11 protein-coding genes are annotated in these 19,250 nt (G+C 37.3%); 1 reads left to right on the top strand and 10 read right to left on the bottom strand.

The window, feature by feature from the left end:
- Positions 1 to 30 precede the first annotated feature (30 nt).
- Positions 31 to 2,298, bottom strand: a complete 2,268-nt coding sequence (locus JG479_RS08415; RefSeq protein WP_200218650.1) for a DNA internalization-related competence protein ComEC/Rec2 — start codon at positions 2,296 to 2,298, stop codon at positions 31 to 33.
- Between JG479_RS08415 and JG479_RS08420 the strand changes: the two genes are divergently transcribed.
- Positions 2,278 to 2,784 carry a DUF2062 domain-containing protein gene (locus JG479_RS08420; RefSeq protein ID WP_024595571.1) on the top strand — a complete coding sequence of 169 codons (507 nt, stop codon included), beginning with the start codon at positions 2,278 to 2,280 and terminating at the stop codon, positions 2,782 to 2,784. The genes JG479_RS08415 and JG479_RS08420 overlap by 21 nt on opposite strands.
- 102 nt (positions 2,785 to 2,886) lie before the next feature.
- Here JG479_RS08420 and JG479_RS08425 read toward each other — a convergent pair whose 3' ends face one another.
- The 9 genes from JG479_RS08425 to JG479_RS08465 form a co-directional block, all read right to left on the bottom strand.
- Positions 2,887 to 4,644, bottom strand: a complete 1,758-nt coding sequence (locus JG479_RS08425; protein WP_182695654.1) for a DUF3466 family protein — start codon at positions 4,642 to 4,644, stop codon at positions 2,887 to 2,889.
- A gap of 11 nt (positions 4,645 to 4,655) precedes the next feature.
- Positions 4,656 to 6,569: an ATP-binding cassette ATPase Uup gene (uup, locus tag JG479_RS08430; protein WP_200218652.1), complete on the bottom strand. Its 1,914-nt coding sequence runs from the start codon at positions 6,567 to 6,569 to the stop codon at positions 4,656 to 4,658.
- A gap of 15 nt (positions 6,570 to 6,584) precedes the next feature.
- Entirely contained in the window at positions 6,585 to 6,824 is a 240-nt protein-coding gene (locus tag JG479_RS08435) for a glutaredoxin family protein (protein ID WP_002961779.1), read from the bottom strand.
- Positions 6,817 to 8,934: a bifunctional 23S rRNA (guanine(2069)-N(7))-methyltransferase RlmK/23S rRNA (guanine(2445)-N(2))-methyltransferase RlmL gene (rlmKL, locus tag JG479_RS08440; protein ID WP_138489126.1), complete on the bottom strand. Its 2,118-nt coding sequence runs from the start codon at positions 8,932 to 8,934 to the stop codon at positions 6,817 to 6,819. The genes JG479_RS08435 and rlmKL overlap by 8 nt, the downstream gene beginning before the upstream one ends.
- A 92-nt stretch (positions 8,935 to 9,026) precedes the next feature.
- Positions 9,027 to 9,557 (bottom strand): cell division protein ZapC, encoded by a 531-nt coding sequence (locus JG479_RS08445; RefSeq protein WP_002961896.1) that lies wholly within the window; start codon positions 9,555 to 9,557, stop codon positions 9,027 to 9,029.
- Between the two features lie 117 nt (positions 9,558 to 9,674).
- Complete coding sequence (gene pyrD, locus JG479_RS08450; protein WP_200218655.1) at positions 9,675 to 10,685, bottom strand: quinone-dependent dihydroorotate dehydrogenase; 1,011 nt, start codon at positions 10,683 to 10,685, stop codon at positions 9,675 to 9,677.
- A 120-nt stretch (positions 10,686 to 10,805) separates the two neighbouring features.
- Entirely contained in the window at positions 10,806 to 15,647 is a 4,842-nt protein-coding gene (locus JG479_RS08455; protein WP_002961899.1) for an NAD-glutamate dehydrogenase, read from the bottom strand.
- 208 nt (positions 15,648 to 15,855) lie between these two features.
- Positions 15,856 to 18,177, bottom strand: coding sequence for an efflux RND transporter permease subunit (locus JG479_RS08460; protein ID WP_200218664.1), 2,322 nt, complete (start codon positions 18,175 to 18,177; stop codon positions 15,856 to 15,858).
- Positions 18,177 to 19,172, bottom strand: a complete 996-nt coding sequence (locus JG479_RS08465; RefSeq protein ID WP_200218667.1) for a WD40/YVTN/BNR-like repeat-containing protein — start codon at positions 19,170 to 19,172, stop codon at positions 18,177 to 18,179. Before JG479_RS08465 ends, JG479_RS08460 begins: the two co-directional genes overlap by 1 nt.
- Positions 19,173 to 19,250: the final 78 nt, after the last annotated feature.

Consider the following 19,250-nt stretch of genomic DNA (forward strand, 5'->3'; position numbering starts at 1 on the left):
TTGTATCCTTCGATGAGATAAAACTAAACGTCAATCTTTGATAAACCAATAACTTTCCTGCCCTCTTGCTGTTTCTATGACCAAATTGTTTGAGTAGAATTTAATACTAATTTGTCCTTCAACGCCTGTTGTAAATTGCTCGGCGCTTATTGCTTTGTAACGCTCGACAACAACTGGCTTGGGAAATTCCCACTGTCCTTTATAAGCACTTGAATGAATCACAACTTTAGGAGCTACATCACTAATAAAATTAACACTTGAGGATGTATCACTGCCATGATGCGGGCTTAACATGACTGTACTTTTCAACGGTGTATTATTCGCTAATAAAGAAGCTTCACGGGATTTTGATATATCACCTGTAAATAACACACTATGAGTATTACTCGATACTCTAACAACGCATGAATCGTCGTTTTCATTCCCATAGCCTCTAGTGCTAAAGCTTTCTACTCTTAAACCAACAAAATCAACATTTTGAACTTCACACACATTAAGTGTATTTTCAGGATGAAATTGCTTTAGTGTTTCCCCAAATCCAGCTTCAATAAAATGCTGTATTCCTCCAGCGTGATCGCTGTCTTCATGACTTAGAATCGCTGTTTTTACTGTGAAATTATTTGCTTTTATATAAGGCAATAAAATACTTCGCGTACGGCTAAAACGATTAAAATAACTTGGACCAAAATCATAGATAAGCACTTGGTTATCTTTTTCAATTAATGCCATGAGACCATGCCCAACATCAAACACATGAAGTTGCCAGTTAGGCTTTTCTTTTAGAAGATTATTCAATAATAGTACTGTTAAAGGAATAAAAGAGAGCAATTTATAGGGGAGGAAGTAAATCATCAACATAGTAATATAGGTAAAAATGACGAATATTAACTCGATTCGTCCTGTTGTCAGCCATCTTAACGACTCGGGTATTTCATAAAGTAATTTAAATAACGCATATAACCCTGTATCAAACAAATGTATTAAATTACCTATATCTATAAAAGTACTCAGTAATGTAAAAACAATCAAAAATGGCAAAATAATGATGGAAAGAAACGGTATCGCAATTAAGTTAATCACTAGGCCCGCAATACTTACGCCATTAAAAAAATAAAGTGAAAGTGGTAATAAACCGATAAACAATGCTACTTGAATAACAAATAACGCAATAATTTTGTTTTTTATTCGTGTATTTAATATTGGTAATTTATTAATAACAGTAAAAATTATAGCGACCGCTAAAAATGAAAAATACAGACCTGGATTAAGTAAATTAAATGGGTTAACAGCAAGCACTATTACCAAGGCAAATAAAATACTACGCCAACGCAGCGGCTGTTTAGCAAGAAAATAAAGTAACAAATAACAACCCAGCATAATTAGCGCTCGCGTTGCTGATACTAAAAAGTCACTTAAATATACGTAAACTAATGCAGCTATAAAACCGAACGAACTGTAGTAAAGTGTAAGGTTAAATGATTGACCAATTGAAAAGTTTATTTTCGTACAGATAAATCGAATGAATAAATAACCAAAGCTAAAAATCAAACCAATATGTAAGCCCGATATAGCTAGTAAATGACTTAACCCAAGTGATTGCATTAATTGTTTATCTGTATAGCTCATTAACGATTTATCACCACTGAGTAATGCATAATAGAGCCACTGCAATCTTGTATTTGTATAGGTATTTTTAATGAAGTTTTGATAATCTAGTACGATGCTTTGTTTATCGCTGTGTATTATATTAAGCTCTTTATTGAGAACTTTTCCTTTAAATAATATTCTATTTATAAATGCATAACGTTCAGTATCAAACACATTAAAATTTTTATTACTGCGAAAATATTTTAAATGGATTAATGCAGAGAATTCATCCCCGACTGTAAAAGGCTGTGCAGAATTAACACTGAGCATTGCTTTGGGTGCTCTAAAATTCGAAAAACTACTCCCGTCTAATGCCACTATTTTGGCTTTGATATACTGAGGTTTTTTATCAGAAATAACCTCTTCAACAACCAATGTAGAATCAAGTGCATACTTTTCGTTCGGTTTTGGTATTTCAAAACTATAAAAAAGGTAAAAATGCATACCAACAAAGCAAATTGCACAAATAAAGCCTAACAATACGTTTAAAAACGGCTTAAAATAAGCGCTCACTATTACAATGAAAATTGTGAAGACTGTAAATTCGAGAGTTTGATAATAAAACACGGTTGCTACACAGCCAATTACAAACCCAAGACTTATCCACACTGATGTAAATGGTTGCTTTAAATGGCTAAAAAAACGATCCAAAGATTTTTACCTGATCCAAATAAAATTAGACATCATAAATCACTAAAAATATTTGGACGACTTTTGCAAGACGCAAATCTTTGGCATTTAAATAGACGTTCAGCTCGAGGGGCCTTCGCGGTTGGGTTATTTTTTGCTTTCATCCCTGTTCCTTTTCAAATGGTTTTAGCCGCAGCAGGTGCTATATTATTTAGGGTTAATTTACCCATATCAGTTGCTTTAGTATGGCTTACGAATCCATTAACCATGCCACCTATCTTTTATGGCTCATACTTAGTGGGTACGTTAATACTTAATCAGCCAGAACAACACTTTGTATTTGAAGCAAGTTGGTCTTGGTTTTTAGAAAGTATAGAAACAATTGGTCCTGCATTTTTATTAGGTTCATTAGTATGTGCTTCTATTGCATCAATTATAGGATATTTTGGTATTGATATAATTTGGCGCCGCTCTGTGAAAAAAGCATGGTTATCACGAAATAATTAGTGGCGTTAAAGCTAAATAATCGCTGCAATTCTAATCTAATAAAATATTATAGACGAAAAAAAACCAACTTTATCAAGTTGGTTTTTTTATAATCAATAAACTTTAAAAGCGAAATACACGCCTTAAGCCAACCAGTGGTAATAACAATAATGTATACCAAGGGAAGCTAGCAGAGTTACGCTCATAAACTTCAGCTTCTACTGGAGCACAGCTTTCTACTTCACCATTTGCAATTGGCGTTAGTTTAACTGCTATTGCAATACTCTCATATTCAATTTCACCATTAATATCAGTTACTACACCGCCTAATGAATCAAGCTTTTCAACTGTTTTAGTCGCAGTACCAAATATTTCATTATTTTCGTTGATAGCAGTCGCTTCAACCATAGTATAAGCGTAATCAGTTTCACCGTCGGTGTCATAACAAGGCAGTAAATCGTTTAGATTAGTGATTTTGTCTTCACCAATTTTGTAAATAAAGGCCTCTTTGAGTCGCGAGCTATCAGAAACACCCACTTCCCCTTCACCTACAATATAACCTTGGTTGTTTATATCGTTACCGTAAGAACTTGAGCTTGAAAAGTAATCAGTAGGGAAAACCGTACTACCCGTTGCTATATCATGGTAAAAGAATTTATTACGAAGAGTACCTTCAATACGTTTAGTTGCATAACCTGTAATTACATCGTTATCATTAATAGCAATTGATTTACCAGACTGCCAGTCATCTTCTTGATTAATAAAATCAACAACCGCACCGTCTTTAAAATAAACTGGCATTGTAAGAATTGTATCGTCATTTTTGTAATAACGTGTATTCGATGAACCTACAATTGTCCCGTTGCTGTTCACTGCTAAAGCAGTACTTGTAAATGCATCATCTTCCGCTTCACCTTCATCAGGTGTCAGTGCCATACCAAGCTCTTCAACAGACGTGATATTAAGTGATTCATCAAGTTCCCATTTAACAGCGCGCTTATTAAATAAGCCTCGTGTAATATTTGAATTTAACAAGTTGATACATACTGACGTAGGTTCGTCTTCATTATCACAGTTATCATCAATATTATCTTGTCTGTCATCTGGAATGCTTGTAGACATATTACCTACAACGGTATAACCACTGTTAGTTTTAACAATATCGTTAGCGCGGCTTGTGCCACCGTATTCATTAAACTCAGGCTCTAACTCAACACTTACACTGCCATCAGCGCTTATTACAATTCCACGTTCTATAAATTCATGAGTAAACCACGTTTCTGCATCATCTTCACCATCAGGTGTAAAAGATACTTTATCGTATGGAGCGCTTCCCCAACCGACTGTAACGCCATCTTCACTTACTGCATTTAAAAGATTGACAGTAGAACGAGTTAATCCATCATAATCAACAGAAGCTATATCAAAAATCGGTTGTTCAGTAATCTCTGATTCGTTAAATTTAATCCCAACTAAAGAACTCATTTTTTGATATTCAAAGTTAGACGGAATTCCTAAATTCGAATTTGCCAAAAAACTAACCATAAAAGCATGAGCATCAGGATTAGTGCTTACGGCATCATTATTTTCAATGTCATCAAGTGTGAAAGTAATTTCTTTATCACTTAATTCATATGCTGCTTCTGTGCTGTCGTAAGCACTTTCAATAACATTTTCAGTAAAATCTATATAGCTGGTATCAATAGGTAAATTGTATAAACCATTTGCGAAACCAATAATATGCCCGCTTTCGCTTACATCTGTTACATAAGAATATTTAGCGTCTTCAAGAGTCCCTAATTCACTTAACTGGTACGTCGCACTTGTTGCTGAAGTGCTTAATGTCGCTAAAATACTGGCAGCGAGTAATTTATATTTCATTTTAGTCCTTACTACTGATTCTGTAATTCTTCAAGTTCTTCCCAGCGCTCAAGGGCAGCTTCAAGGTCAGACTCAAGTTGTGCTAAATGGTTCAATGCTTTAGTTGTTACATCACTCTCTTGTTTAAAAAAGTTTACGTCACTCACTACAGCTTGTTGAGCTTCAATTTCAGCTTCTAGTTTTTCCATTTTATTCGGTAGTTGCTCTAATTCAAGTTTTAATTTGTAAGAGAGTTTATTTGTCTTAGCTGCTGGTTTTGCAGCTGGAGCGGCTACTTTTTCCACTTTTTTTACTGGTTGTTGCTGAATTTTTTTTTCTTGTTCAGCTAAGTAACCTACATAAGCTTCATAGTCGCTATAACCACCGACGATATCTGTTACTTTACCATTGCCTTCAAATGCCCATACACTAGAACATGTATTATCAATAAATTCTCGGTCATGGCTTACAATCAGCACTGTACCTTGATATTGATTAATAATGTCCTCTAGTAACTCTAACGTTTCAATGTCCAAGTCATTCGTTGGCTCATCGAGAACAAGTATATTAGATGGTTTTAAAAACAGTTTAGCTAATAGCAGTCTATTTTTTTCACCACCAGAGAGTGCTTTAACCGGGGTTCGAGCGCGAGCTGGAGGGAATAAAAAGTCTTGCAGGTAACCTAAAACATGGCGTGAACGACCGCCCATCATCACTTCTTGTTTACCTTCGGCAACGTTATCTTGAACAGTTGCTTCTTCGTCAAGTTTTTCACGGTATTGGTCAAAGTAAGCAAACTCTAAATTAACACCTTGCTTAGTAATACCACTATCAGGTTCTAAATCACCAAACATTAGTTTTAATAGTGTTGTTTTACCAATACCATTTGGGCCTACTAAGCCGATTCTGTCGCCACGCATTACAAGTGTCGAAAAATCATCAGCAATAACTTTGTCTTTAAATGCATGGCAAAGGTTCTTAGCTTCAAATACCAACTTACCTGAGCGATCAGCTGTTTCAATATTAAAGTCAGTTTTTCCAACTTGATCAACACGTTGCTTGCGCTCATTACGTAGCTGTTTTAGCTCTCGAACACGCCCTTCGTTACGCGTTCTTCGCGCTTTAACACCTTGGCGAATCCACGTTTCTTCTTCAGCTAAACGCTTATCAAACAATGCATTTTGCGCTTCTTCTACTTTTAAATCATGCGCTTTTTGCTCTAGATAAGTCGCGTAATCACCTGGGTACGAAATAAGTTTACCGCGATCTAAATCTAAAATACGCGTAGCGACAGCGCGAATAAACGCACGGTCATGCGATATAAATACAATGCCGCCTTTAAATTCTTTTAAAAACTGTTCGAGCCACATTACACTTGCCATATCTAAATGGTTTGTTGGCTCATCTAGTAATAATAAGTCAGGCTCACTTACAAGTGCACGCGCAAGTGCTACTTTACGTAACCAGCCACCAGAAAGAGACTCAAGCTTAGCCTCTGGTGTTAATTCTAATTGTGTCAAAACTAATTGAATTCGGCTATCAAAACGCCAACCATCAGCGGCTTCAAGTTGGTTTGATAAACGTTCAAGTTTATTTAATAACTTATCAGTACATTGTGTTTGCAGTTCGTTGCTAACATGATGAAAATCAATGAGTAAGTTAGCAATTTCCGGCATACCCTGCGCAACGTAATCAAATACAGTTCCGCTTGCACCTTTTGGTGGATCTTGCTCTAAACGAGAAATTCGAATGCCACCAAGCTGATTTATCTCACCGTCATCTAAAACAACTTGTCCATCTAGCACTTTTAATAACGTTGACTTACCCGCGCCATTTCGACCAACTACACACACTCTTTCGCCACTTTCTATAACAGCGTCTGCTTTGTTAAGCAAAGCATGTGTACCAAAAGCAAGTTGTGCTTTTAAAATTCTTATTAAATCCATAGTTCTTATTTGCTCTTATTCTGCTTGTGCTAAAAATTCGCGCACAGAGTGTAAAGTAAAAGGCCAATATAATTTCTCGCCTTTTTCACTTTTTAATACAGGAATAGTAATTTGATACTCAGCAATAAGCTGCTCATCAGTCATAATATCGATTAGTAATAACTCACTGTTGTCATTTAGTACATCAGTGATAAGTTGCTCAGCCTGTTCGCACAAGTGGCAACCATCAGTATGATATAAAATCCATTTAGCCATGCGTAATTAGCCAGCTATTATGGATTTTTTTATTACGTTTGAAGTCTGGTGATAGCGTTTTATCTGAGATATTAACGGCTTTTAAACCTAAACCAATCAGGCCAACTTCATCCATTACAAAACCACGTTTGTTATTAGAGAAAATCAAAGTACCTGATGGACTTAAGATCTTTTTAACCCACGTTAATAATTTAATGTGATCACTTTGCACATCAAACGCGTCTTTCATACGTTTTGAGTTTGAGAACGTTGGAGGGTCTAAAAATATCAAATCATATTGTGCTGTCGCATGCTCTAACCACTTTAAACAATCTGCTTGTTCAAAACGGTAACGTGTATTACTGATATTGTTTAAATCGAAGTTATCTTGGCCCCATTTCAAATAGGTTTTAGATAAATCAACTGTTGTAATTGCTTTAGCGCCACCAAGTGCAGCATGCACAGAGGCAGTACCTGTGTATGCAAACAAGTTTAAAAAGCGTTTATCTTTCGCATTTTCTTGAATATAACGACGCATTAAACGGTGATCTAAAAACAAACCTGTGTCTAAGTAGTCAAATAAATTAACTTTAAACTTAGCACCAAACTCTTCAACTACCATAGTGCGGTTTTGTTTAGACATGGCCGTATACTGCTCTTCGCCCTTTTGCTTTTTACGCACTTTTACAGCAATATTTTCAGGTGAGATATCAAGTTGTTGCGAAGTCAACGTTATTACGTCTTGCAGGCGTTTTTCTGATGTTTTTTCATCAATTTCTTTAGGCGCTGCATATTCAAAAATAACCGCAGAATCACCGTAAATATCTACAGCAACATTGTACTCAGGGATATCCGCTTCATAAACACGATAAGCGTCTACTTTATTTTGTTTAAGCCAGTTTTTTAAGCCTTGCTTATTCTTTTTCAATCTATTTGCGAATGACGTAGAGCCCTCAAAATTAAGCGCTTTTTTATCATCGGTAGTCAAACTTACTTGCTTATCATCTAATTGATATAAGTTAAGTTCAACATCAAGTGGTCCATTTTTAAACTTATAACGCTTAAGGCGCACAAGTTTTAAAAGTTTAAATAAGCTCTCGTCCATACCTAGTAAGGCAAGTTTCCAATGATTAAAGTGCTTTTTAAAGCCAACACCTAAATTACGGTGTAAATCAACAAGCTCAGCCATAGAACCAATACGCTCACCGTAAGGTAAGTTTGAAATTACAACACCCGGTAATTTTGCAACAGCAGTAAGTTTAGTGGCATCACTTTGCTTAAACTTAATAACATCGTCAAGCTCAGCACGTTTGGCATTATCAATCGCTTTATTTAAAACTTGCTCATCGTAATCGTGGCCAATTAACCACAATTTAGGATCGGTAATGTTAGCAAGTAACTCTTCTTTAAGTTCTTTAAACTTAGCGGCTCTAAAACTGGGTAAACGCTCAAAAGCAAAGCCTTCACGAAATAATCCCGGCGCCTCGTTTCGCGCCATGCCAGCCGCTTCGATTAAAATAGTACCTGCACCACAACATGGATCGAATAAAGGTTGTTTTACATTATCAAGCCAACCACTTCGTTTAATTAATGCAGCAGCTAAATGTTCTTTAATTGGTGCTTTACCTTGACCTTGACGGTAACCACGTTCAGACAAACGAGGGCCCGAATAATCAATATACATAGAAACGCCGTAACGATTTAATCGCGCAACAACACGCACATTTGCATCTTGCTTATCAACGTTAGGACGCTGCTCGTATAAATCATTAAAGTAGTCAACAATCGCATCTTTTATTACAAGACCCGAAAATTGTGTGTTTTTTAATGAGTCATTGGTACCGTTGAAATCGACAGCGAATGTTTGAGTTGGTCCAAACCACTCTTGCCAAGGTTGCGAGCGAGCAAAATTATACAGGCTATTCTTGTCATCTACGCCTTCTTTTTCTTCAATAAGCATAAGCACACGCGTTGCAAAACGACTTGATAAACAAACCTTTTGCGCCAGTAATGAGTCAGCCTCAAAACGAACAGAACCAACAGTTTGCTTAGACACAGTTGCGCCAAGTTCTGTTAGTTCATCAACCAATAAATTTTCGATTCCGATAGAAGTAAGTGCGATAAATTGCAAAGTAATAACCCTTAATAGCTAATTGCGCAGGATTATAACATAGGTTGGGCGACAAACACGCCATAAAGACACGCTTAAAAACTTAAATTTGGTTAGGCGGTTTGACTTTGATATTGCTGGTTTAGGATGGGGTGGACTCGATTATTCAAAATACGGATTACTTCAAATTGTGCTAAAGATAAATTTTCGTCTAATTTAAAGGTTTCGCTTAAATTTAAGCAAATAGATGCATCAGGGCAATGCTCTACAATTAAAAAATCGCCAGTCTGCGCTTTAGATATTAATTTAACTATTGCTTCTACACTAGGCTCTGTTCCAGTGTACTCTTCAAAAAACCAGCTTTTTGATAAAACGGGTTTTAAGTGATACTTAACAGCAGTCGCATTTAGCGATATTTGACAAATTTGAGCAGCAGACCACAATTCAAACCCATCTAAATAGTTATAAACTTGTTCATAAAATGCAGCATCTTCTAAACTAAAACGTGGATTTTTAAAAACAGAATCGGTGAGTTGTCTTAACTTATAGGGCGTACATAATTGCATGTCGTCATTTAAATCAAGTAACAAACGATTTTTATTAGGACAAGTAATCCACTGCCATTGCTTTGATGCTTGTAACATTTACTCCTCCTTGGGTATGTTGAATAATTATTGCTCACAGTATAACAGCTTTTGACCACTTTTAAAATGCTTGCTTAGAACATTTATCGAACGATCAAAAGCTTAGATAACTGATCCTTATAAGCCGTTAACGATCGACCTTACCAATTGTGGACCTTTGTAGATGAACCCAGTATAAACCTGGACTAAATTTGCGCCTGCATCGAACTTTTCTTTTGCTGATTGCGCATCATCTATTCCGCCTACTCCGATGATTGGTAATTTACCTTGTGTTAAGCGTTTCAATTCACTCACTACCTCTGTAGAACGCATTCTAACAGGGTGACCTGATAAACCGCCGGCTTCTTCTGCATATTGCTGGCCCATAACTGCAGCTCGCTCAAGCGTGGTATTGGTGGCAATTACACCATCGATTTTATTATTTAAAAGTGATTCACTTACTTGTTGAATTTGAATTTGATCTAGATCCGGTGCAATTTTTACAAGCATAGGCACTTGTTTATTGTGCTTTGCAACTAAATCTAACTGTTCGTTTTTAAGACTTTGCAGTAAATCATCAAGTGCAGCGCCATATTGCAAATCACGCAAGCCAGGTGTATTTGGTGATGAAATATTTACCGTAATATATGAGGCATGCTCAAACACTTTACGCATACAATGAATATAGTCATCTTTACCTTGTTCATTTGGCGTATCTTTATTTTTACCAATATTAATACCGAGTATGCCACTGTATTTTGCTGCTTTTACATTTGCGACTAAGTTATCAACGCCTTTATTATTAAAACCCATGCGGTTAATAATAGCGTTTGATTCTGGCAACCTAAAAATACGAGGTTTATCATTACCCGCTTGAGCACGCGGCGTAATAGTGCCAACTTCAATAAAACCAAAGCCCATTTGGCTAAATGCATCAATACATTCCGCATTTTTATCAAGGCCAGCTGCTAGCCCTACAGGGTTTTTAAATTTCAGACCCAAAAAATCGACTGGCTGATCAGAAATATTTTGCGACCAAGCTAAATTTAAAGGTGTATTGGTAAAACGACGAAGATTATTAAGTGCAAACTCATGCGCCCACTCCGCATCACGGGTAAACATAAAACGGCGAGCTAAATCATAAAACATCAATATAATCCTCTTTTTAAATTTTAGACAAAAAAATACCTCAGACAAGGCTGAGGTATTGTATAACAATTTTAACAATCAGTTATTTATTTACTAAACAATTAACTGATTAAAGCTAAATTATTTTCCTGACGTATCACAATTGTGGCTTAACAACATAAGTTCACGAAGTGCTACCGAGAACTTAGCAAAGTCGTGGCTTTGTGATGTTTTAAACTCAGCCAGCATTTGTTTCCAGCGTTGAAGTAATAAATCTTGGCTATCCATCCACTCGTCTATTTGACTATCAACATCGCTCTCATCACCTTCAAAGCTATTTAATACAACTTCAGATAACGTACGTTGCTGCCAATCAAGCTCTTCTCGATAAGACGAGCGAGCAAGTGCTTGCCAATGATTTGCTACTGGTTGCTTAGTTATTTGCTCTAAGAACCAATGCAGACCCATTCTTGCACCTAGTTTAAAGTAAGTATTGGACACCATCGAAATACTCTTACCTGAACTATTCGCAACTTCTGCTAAATCCATCACAGAGAATAAGCTTGATAAAGAAACAATACGATTAGCTATATCTGTTGGAACGCCCGCGTCAATTAACTTATTGGCCTCAATTACAATACGATCATTTTCTTTTTCAATCATATACGTATTTAAGTTATCGCTTAAATCTTTAAAGGTTGGCGCAAAGAATTCAATTCCTTGTTCAATCGTTTGTGACTTATTACGATGACGTAAGAACCAACGCGTTGCTCGGCGCACAGTACGACGAAGTTGGTAAAGCATTTCAGTTTGAACTGCTGCTGGTATTTTATTATCAAGTGCACTAATAGAAGACCATGTTTCACGCATTTCAAATATTTCGCTAGCAATTGAGTAACACATTGCTATCTCAGCTTCATTAGCACCGGTTTCTTCATGCATACGTACCATGAAGTTTAAACCCATATCGTTAACGATACTGTTAGCAAGTTTAGTTGCAATAATTTCTTTGCGAAGTGGGTGGTTGTTCATCGCATCGTTAAACTTCTCACGCAATGGGCGTGGGAATGACTTAACAAGCAATTGGCGATAGTAAGGGTTTTCAGTAATTTCATCACTTACTAAAGACTCTTTTAATACCATTTTTGCGTAAGACACTAGCACTGAAAGCTCAGGACGAGTCAAGTCTTTACCTGCAGCGGCGCGTTCTGCCAATTCTTCATCACTTGGAATAAATTCGATAGCACGGTTTAACTTGCCTTCTTTTTCAAGCGCATGAATAAAGCGAATCTTTTCTTTGAGCGTTGAAGTTCCTTTAGACTGCGTAATTGAAATAGTATGTGTTTGACGGTAACAGTCTTTTAATACTAATTCAGAAACTTCATCTGTCATTGAGTAAAGTAGCTCATCACGTTGTTTACGTGTTAGGTCACCTTCAGCAACTAAGCCATTAAGTAAAATCTTAATGTTAACTTCGTTATCTGAACAGGCAACACCCCCTACGTTATCAATGAAGTCAGTATTAACGCGACCACCTTTAGCTGCAAATTCAACACGACCTAATTGCGTTGCACCTAAGTTACCGCCCTCACCTATTATTTTAGCGCCTAAATCTCTACCATTGATACGTAGTGCATCGTTTGCACGATCCCCTACATCGGCATCAGTTTCTTTAGAGTGTTTAATGTATGTACCAATACCGCCATTCCACAGTAAATCAAACTCCATCATTAATGAGGCTTTCATTAACTCATTTGGTGTCATACTAGCTTTTTTAGTGCCCAACATTTTTTTCATTTCTGGGCTAAGCGTAATTGATTTAGCTGCACGAGAGAACACACCGCCACCGGCAGAAATTAGCTCTTTATTGTAATCTTCCCAAGAAGAACGCGGCATATTAAATAAACGTTCGCGCTCAGGGTAAGATGTAGCAGCATCTGGATTAGGGTCAACAAAAATGTGCATATGGTTAAAGGCAACTTGTAGACGAATATGCTTAGATAACAGCATACCATTACCAAATACATCGCCTGCCATATCGCCAATTGCTACGACTGTAAAGTCGGTAGTTTGACAATCAATATCCATTTCACGGAAATGTCGTTTAACTGACTCCCATGCGCCTTTTGCTGTGATACCCATTTTCTTATGGTCATAACCAACCGAGCCACCAGATGCAAATGCATCACCTAGCCAGAAATTGTATTCGTTAGCAATGCCATTTGCGATATCAGAGAAAGTAGCAGTTCCTTTATCGGCTGCAACTACTAGGTAAGCATCATCTTCATCGTGACGAACAACATCGCGCGCTGGTACTATTTCACCACGCTCAATATTATCAGTAATATCTAAAAGACCACGGATAAAGATTTTATAACACTCTTGGCCTTCTTTGATAAACGCTTCACGCTCAGTCGGTAGTTGTTTACATACAAAGCCACCTTTAGAACCAACAGGTACGATTACCGTATTTTTAACTTGTTGTGCTTTAACTAAGCCAAGTACTTCAGTACGGAAGTCTTCACGACGGTCAGACCAACGCAGACCACCACGCGCTACTTTGCCGTAACGTAAATGCACACCTTCTACGCGCGGAGAATAAACAAAAATTTCAAACGCAGGTAAAGGAAGTGGTACATCAGGGATTAAGCTAGGTTGTATTTTAAACGACACATAAGACTTAAACTGTCCAGCATCGTCTTTTTGGAAATAGTTAGTACGCAGCGTCGCAACAATCATATCTACGTATAAACGTATAATACGGTCATCATCAAGGTTTGCTACATTTTCAAGCTCTAAATAAATTTGCGTGCTTAGCTTTTCAAGTGTTTTAGCACTTGCAGGGCTTTTAACTGAGAACTTTTTAGCAAACAAGTTAACAATTTGCGCTGCGATATTTGGATAATTTGCAAATGTACTTTCTATGTAGCTTTGTGAGAACGTTACACCAATTTGACGCATGTATTTAGCGTACGCACGTAAAATAGAGGCTTCGCGGCCTGTTAAGCCACCCATTAACACTAAACGGTTAAAACCATCGTTTTCAAGGCGGTTGCCCCAAACATTTGTTAATGCAGCACGAAAACGTGCTGAGATTTTATCAAAATCCGCCATCCCTTTGCTGTCAATAAGCATCGAGAAGTCCATGATCCAGTTGATACGACCATCGCTAGTTTTAACTGAATATGGTGTTTCACCAACAACGCGAAGGCCAAAGTTTTCAAGCATTGGCATGACATCAGATAAGTGAATCGGCTCATCTTTATGGAATAAGCTTAATCGTACAATATTGCTGTTTGCTTCTTCTTGAGGACGATAAAACAGCATTTCTAGTTTGTTTTCATCGCTAAGTAGTTCTAACTTTTCAATATCAACAACCGCAGCACTTGGAAGCACTTCATCTTTGTATGAGCGTGCAAACGCGTTACAGTATTTACGATTTAAATCGTTACCACGAGCTTCACCCGCAGACTCTAAAAGAGCAGATTGAAGTTTATCTTCCCACGTACGTGCAGCTTCTACTAAATTGTTTTCGATGTCTTTCACGTTATATTCGATCTTGTTGTCGGTCACACGAACGGTGTAATGAGTACGCGCCAGTGTTGACTCAGAGAAATAAGTAGTAAATTCGACTTTATCGTCAGAATTAAATGCATTAGCTAATATATCTTGCGTTTCACGACGAAGAGCCGTGTTATAACGCTCGCGAGGTACATAAACCATACAAGATAAAAAACGACCATACGCATCTTTACGTACAAACAAGCGACACATATCGCGCTCTTGTACTTGTAACACACCCATAGCAACTTCAAGTAGCTCACCTTCGCGCGCTTGAACTAGCTCATCACGTGGGTAGGTTTCTAAAATATTTAAAACAGCTTTGTAAGCGTGAGTACCTTTAGCAAAATCACACATTTCCATAATGCGATTAATTTTACTTTTTAACACAGGTACATCAGTAGCACTGTTATTGTAAAAGCTTGATGAAAATAAACCGATAAAGCGGTCTTCACCAATTACATTGCCTTCATCGTCAAAACGCTTAATGCCTACATAATCGATGTAAGCTGGACGATGAACACGAGAAACAGAGTTAGTTTTTGTTAAAATCAGTAGGTTGCTGCTACGAGCTTCTTGACGTGCAACTTCAGGTAATTCTGATAATAAGCGAGTGTGTTCTTCAGTCGAGTTTTTCATCAAGCCTAGGCTTGTATCCATTTTACCTTTTAGTTGGTAATCACCTTGAACTGGGCTTAACTCATATTCACGGTAACCCATTAGGGTAAAATTATCTTTAGCTAACCAATCTAAAAACTCAGTTGTTTCTGAAACTTCATCTTTACTTTTATTATGATGACGTTTAGGTAACTCTTTAGTCACTGCAATCAATTTTTTACGGATTGGTTGCCAATCATCAACAGCAACTGATACATCAACAAGCACAGACTCTAATTCTTTTTTGAAAGACTCAATCACAGAAGAATCTGTTTGACGGTCAATTTCAATAAAAAATACTGTTTTAGTAGATGAAGATTCTTGCTCTGCTTTTAAATTTGATAATCCAGAAATTTTAGCGTTTTCATCACGCTTAATTTTTAATGGGCAGTGAAGTAATAAGTGAGAGGCGATATTTTCACGAGTCATGGCCATACGAACAGAATCAACTAAGAACGGCATATCTTTAGTGATAATTTCAACGATTGTATGTGATGACTGCCAGCCATCTTTTGCCACTTCTGGATTGAAAACGCGGATAACAGCGTCGTCAGTAGTATTTTTTTCTAGCGAGTTCCAAAGGCTTAATGCTGCGCCATATAGGTCACTATCGTTGCGGTTTGCCAAATCCTCTTTAGACATATTGCTGTACAAGGCTTTGGCGAATTTCTCAACGAGTAACACATTATCAGCGCGAACTTTTTTCTGGATCAGCTTACAGACATTATCTAGGATAACCGAGGCTTGGCCTTCATTTCGTGTCATTGTATGTTCCTTAATCTATTACTGCTAAAAGCAGAATATTTGTACAGCGTATTATTAGCGTGGAGTCAGTTAAATTCTAACCCTTTTACAGCTAATAAACAGCCTTTTCGATGAAAACATTTTAAGCATTTCAGCTATTTGGTCATCTATTCACAAAATATAGATATAAATGGCCATTACTGGCCATTTAGGAGCAAAAGTATTCACATTATTTTTTCTGGTCAGTCCAGAGGAGGCTGCCAATTGCGGGTAATAACAACACTGCACCTAACATATTCACTAAAAACATGAAGGTTAATAGTATACCCATATCAACTTGGAATTTAAGATCTGAAAATATCCAAGTGCTCACACCAATAGCTAATGTAATACCAGTAAATAGAACTGCGCTGCCACGCTCAACAAGCGCATTACGATAAGCAACACTAAGCGGTACGTTTTGCTTAAGCTGCCCCATCATCGACGACAGTATATAAATACCGTAATCAACACCAATACCTACACCTAATGCAATTACAGGTAAAGTAGACACTGTTAAGCCTATTTCCAGTTGTACCATAAGTGCTTGGGCAAGTGTTGATACGATATAAAGCGGTAATACCACGGCTACTGTTGCTTTTACGCTTCTAAAGCTCATTAAACATAAAATAATAACGGCACCATAAACGTAAAGCATCATGGGTATTTGTGCTTCTGATACAGACTCATTAGTCGCGGCCATTACGCCCACAGGTCCTGACGCTAATTTAAATGCTAATTTATCAGTGCCCTCTTCTTGTGCAAATTGCTTAACACTCTTAATTACGGTATCGATAGTTTGTGCTTTATGATCATCTAAGAATATAATCACTGGCATAACAGAACAATCACCGTTAAGTAAACCTGTACTAGTTTCAACTCGAGACGTTGACTGTACTAAGCTTGCTGAATTTCTTGGCAAACTCTGCCATTTTAAATTGCCTTCGTTGTAGCCCGCGTTAACCGATTGAGCTACAGAGCTCAAACTTACAGCAGACTGCACACCGGCAACATTCTCAACTTTGTATTGAAAACGGCTTATACGCTCCATCACATCATGCTCAGTACATGCTGCAGGATACGCCTCTACAATTACTTTTAAAATATCAGATGAGATAGTGTACTTATCCGATATTAAAAACGTGTCTTGGTTGTAACGGGCATCTTGATGCAGAGATGGTGCGCCTGCGTGTAAGTCACCTATACGCATTTTATCTGCTTGCCAGTAGCCTAGAGCAAATAAAACAAGAGTAAAACCGATAATCATTTTAGCGATTTTAGGATCGGTTGCTTTTACTAAAATGTCTCTGATCTTATCAAGTATATTAGGCTTCTCAGCATCACCAGATTGAATATGTACACTGTTTTCAAAGTTCATGTACGACGCCCAAACTGGCAGCAAAATTAAATTTGTAAATATAATTACTGCCACACCTAAACTCGCTGTAATAGCAAGTTCGCGGATAATACCAATATCAATAGTAAGTAACGTTAAAAAGCCTACGGTGTCTGAAAGCAGTGCAATACCACCTGGTATTAATAAAGCCCTGAAACTTGACTGACAACAAATTCGCGTACTTTTTCCTTCACCTACTTTTTTGCCAATCGCATTGATCATCTGCACACCATGGCTTACACCAATAGCAAAGACTAAAAACGGCACCAAAATAGACATAGGGTCTAGTCCAAACCCTAAACTTGAAAGCAGGCCTAATTGCCAAATAACGGCAATAATAGAACACGCGATAGGCAAAATAGTTAGCTTTAAACTGCCACAAAATAGCCAAACCATAATAAAGGTAAAGGCGATAGCAATGGCAAAAAATACGACTACCCCTTTTGCGCCTTCAGCTATATCACCAGCCATTTTTGCAAAGCCAATAATATGAATACTTACTTTGTCTGTACTTAAAGGCTCTCTTAAATCACTTTCTAGCTTTTGTGCAAAAGCTAATGTGTCTAATTTTTGTTGTGTTTGAGGATCTGTTTCTAAAAGTTGAGCCGTTACCATTGCACACGAGTAATCGCTGGCAATCATACGCCCTACAACTTTTGCTTTTTCAATGTTTTCCTTTACTACACCTAATCCACGCGTATCTGCTTTAAAGTTTGCAGGAATAATTGGACCACCGGCAAAGCCATCCTCTACTACTTCTACAAAGCGAGCACTAGGTGAAAATATAGAATTCACTAAAGGACGATTTACACCTGGAATAAAATAAAGCTGATCGTGAACCGCTTTTAATTGAGTAAAAAATTCTGGATTAAATATATCTCCGCTGTCGTCACATACTGAAATTAAAATACTGTTTGCACCACCAAACTGTTTTTCATGTTTAGTGTATACCTTCATGTAATCGTGATTTAACGGGATATTTTTATTAAACGATGCATCAAGTTGAATTTGAGTCGCTTTAAATACAAGTAAACAGGTTATAAGTGCAAAACTTATAACCATAATTAAGCGATGTCTAAAAATCGCCTTTTCAATAAAATCGAGTAACTTATGCATTAAGGGGTTAACTCCTTCACTTTAATGCCATCTTCTGTAGCCATGATCAATCTGTTATCTAAAATTACACCATCAAGAATCGCTTTACCGTCAGCAAGCTGCTCATGGGTGAGTAACCCATCTTGAAGATGAAAAATAACGCCACTATTAGCGAGCATGAGCCATTGTTTGTTATTATAATTAATGATGTTGTTAATCGTCGCTGTTTTAACATTTTCAAAATGCTGCCACTGCTTTTCGCCACTTTGCTTTGCAAAAACATTACCTCGAAGCCCCGCCACAATTTCTTGAGTGCTATCAGAGGCAACAGCAAAGAATGAACCGGGATAAACTTCTTCTATTCTTTGCCAAGTTTGACCATCGTCAATGCTTCTGGCCATTAAACCCATTTCACCAACGAGCATTAATCCATTGTCTGTTTTTTCTATGCGATTAAAGTGCGGTAAAATAGAAGCAGTTTCCGCTTCGTATCCTTGTGGGTCATTTTCTTTTAAATCGTTTAAGTAATCACGATCATCACTAAAAAGTAGCGAATCTAAAAAGCGTTTTTGCCAATGTTGACCACCGTCTGTAGTTTGATAAAACATGCCATATGCGCCCACTGCAAAACCTTTTAAGTCATCTTCAAATAAAATATCTAAACATGGTTTGTCTAATTCAGGTAATGCTTGTTGTAGCTGCCAATTAACGCCACCGTCAGTAGTATTTATGATTGTTGCATCGTGGCCACACGCCCATCCATTATTTTCGTTACTAAAATCAACGGCAGTTAAGAGCACTTGAGTTGGAACTAGCTCAGCTTGTTGCCATGAATCACCCGATGTACTTTTAATAACAGTACCGTGTTTACCAACAGCAATTAAGCCATTACCCGTGTTAGTTATGTCGGTGAGTAAGGTTTTAGCTGCATTTGTTGCACTGATTGCATTGTTAGGGGCTTCTTGTGCAACACTCGCACCGCTTATTATCAGGCTGGCATATACCAAATACTTCATAAATTTTAATCGCCTTGTACGAGAGAGTTGTTTGTCTTTTTACTAGGGAGTGCGTTGCGCGCTGTAAGACAAACGCGA

The sequence above is a fragment of the Pseudoalteromonas sp. LC2018020214 genome (genome assembly GCF_016598755.1).
Taxonomy (GTDB): domain Bacteria; phylum Pseudomonadota; class Gammaproteobacteria; order Enterobacterales; family Alteromonadaceae; genus Pseudoalteromonas; species Pseudoalteromonas distincta.

Coding starts and splice junctions, on each gene's coding strand:
- JG479_RS08420 (WP_024595571.1), top strand. CDS start 2,278: ATGGCTAAAAAAACGATCCAAAGATTTTTACCTGATCCAAATAAAATT.
- JG479_RS08425 (WP_182695654.1), bottom strand. CDS start 4,644: ATGAAATATAAATTACTCGCTGCCAGTATTTTAGCGACATTAAGCACT.
- uup (WP_200218652.1), bottom strand. CDS start 6,569: ATGGATTTAATAAGAATTTTAAAAGCACAACTTGCTTTTGGTACACAT.
- JG479_RS08435 (WP_002961779.1), bottom strand. CDS start 6,824: ATGGCTAAATGGATTTTATATCATACTGATGGTTGCCACTTGTGCGAA.
- JG479_RS08445 (WP_002961896.1), bottom strand. CDS start 9,557: ATGTTACAAGCATCAAAGCAATGGCAGTGGATTACTTGTCCTAATAAA.
- pyrD (WP_200218655.1), bottom strand. CDS start 10,685: ATGTTTTATGATTTAGCTCGCCGTTTTATGTTTACCCGTGATGCGGAG.
- JG479_RS08455 (WP_002961899.1), bottom strand. CDS start 15,647: ATGACACGAAATGAAGGCCAAGCCTCGGTTATCCTAGATAATGTCTGT.
- JG479_RS08460 (WP_200218664.1), bottom strand. CDS start 18,177: ATGCATAAGTTACTCGATTTTATTGAAAAGGCGATTTTTAGACATCGC.
- JG479_RS08465 (WP_200218667.1), bottom strand. CDS start 19,172: ATGAAGTATTTGGTATATGCCAGCCTGATAATAAGCGGTGCGAGTGTT.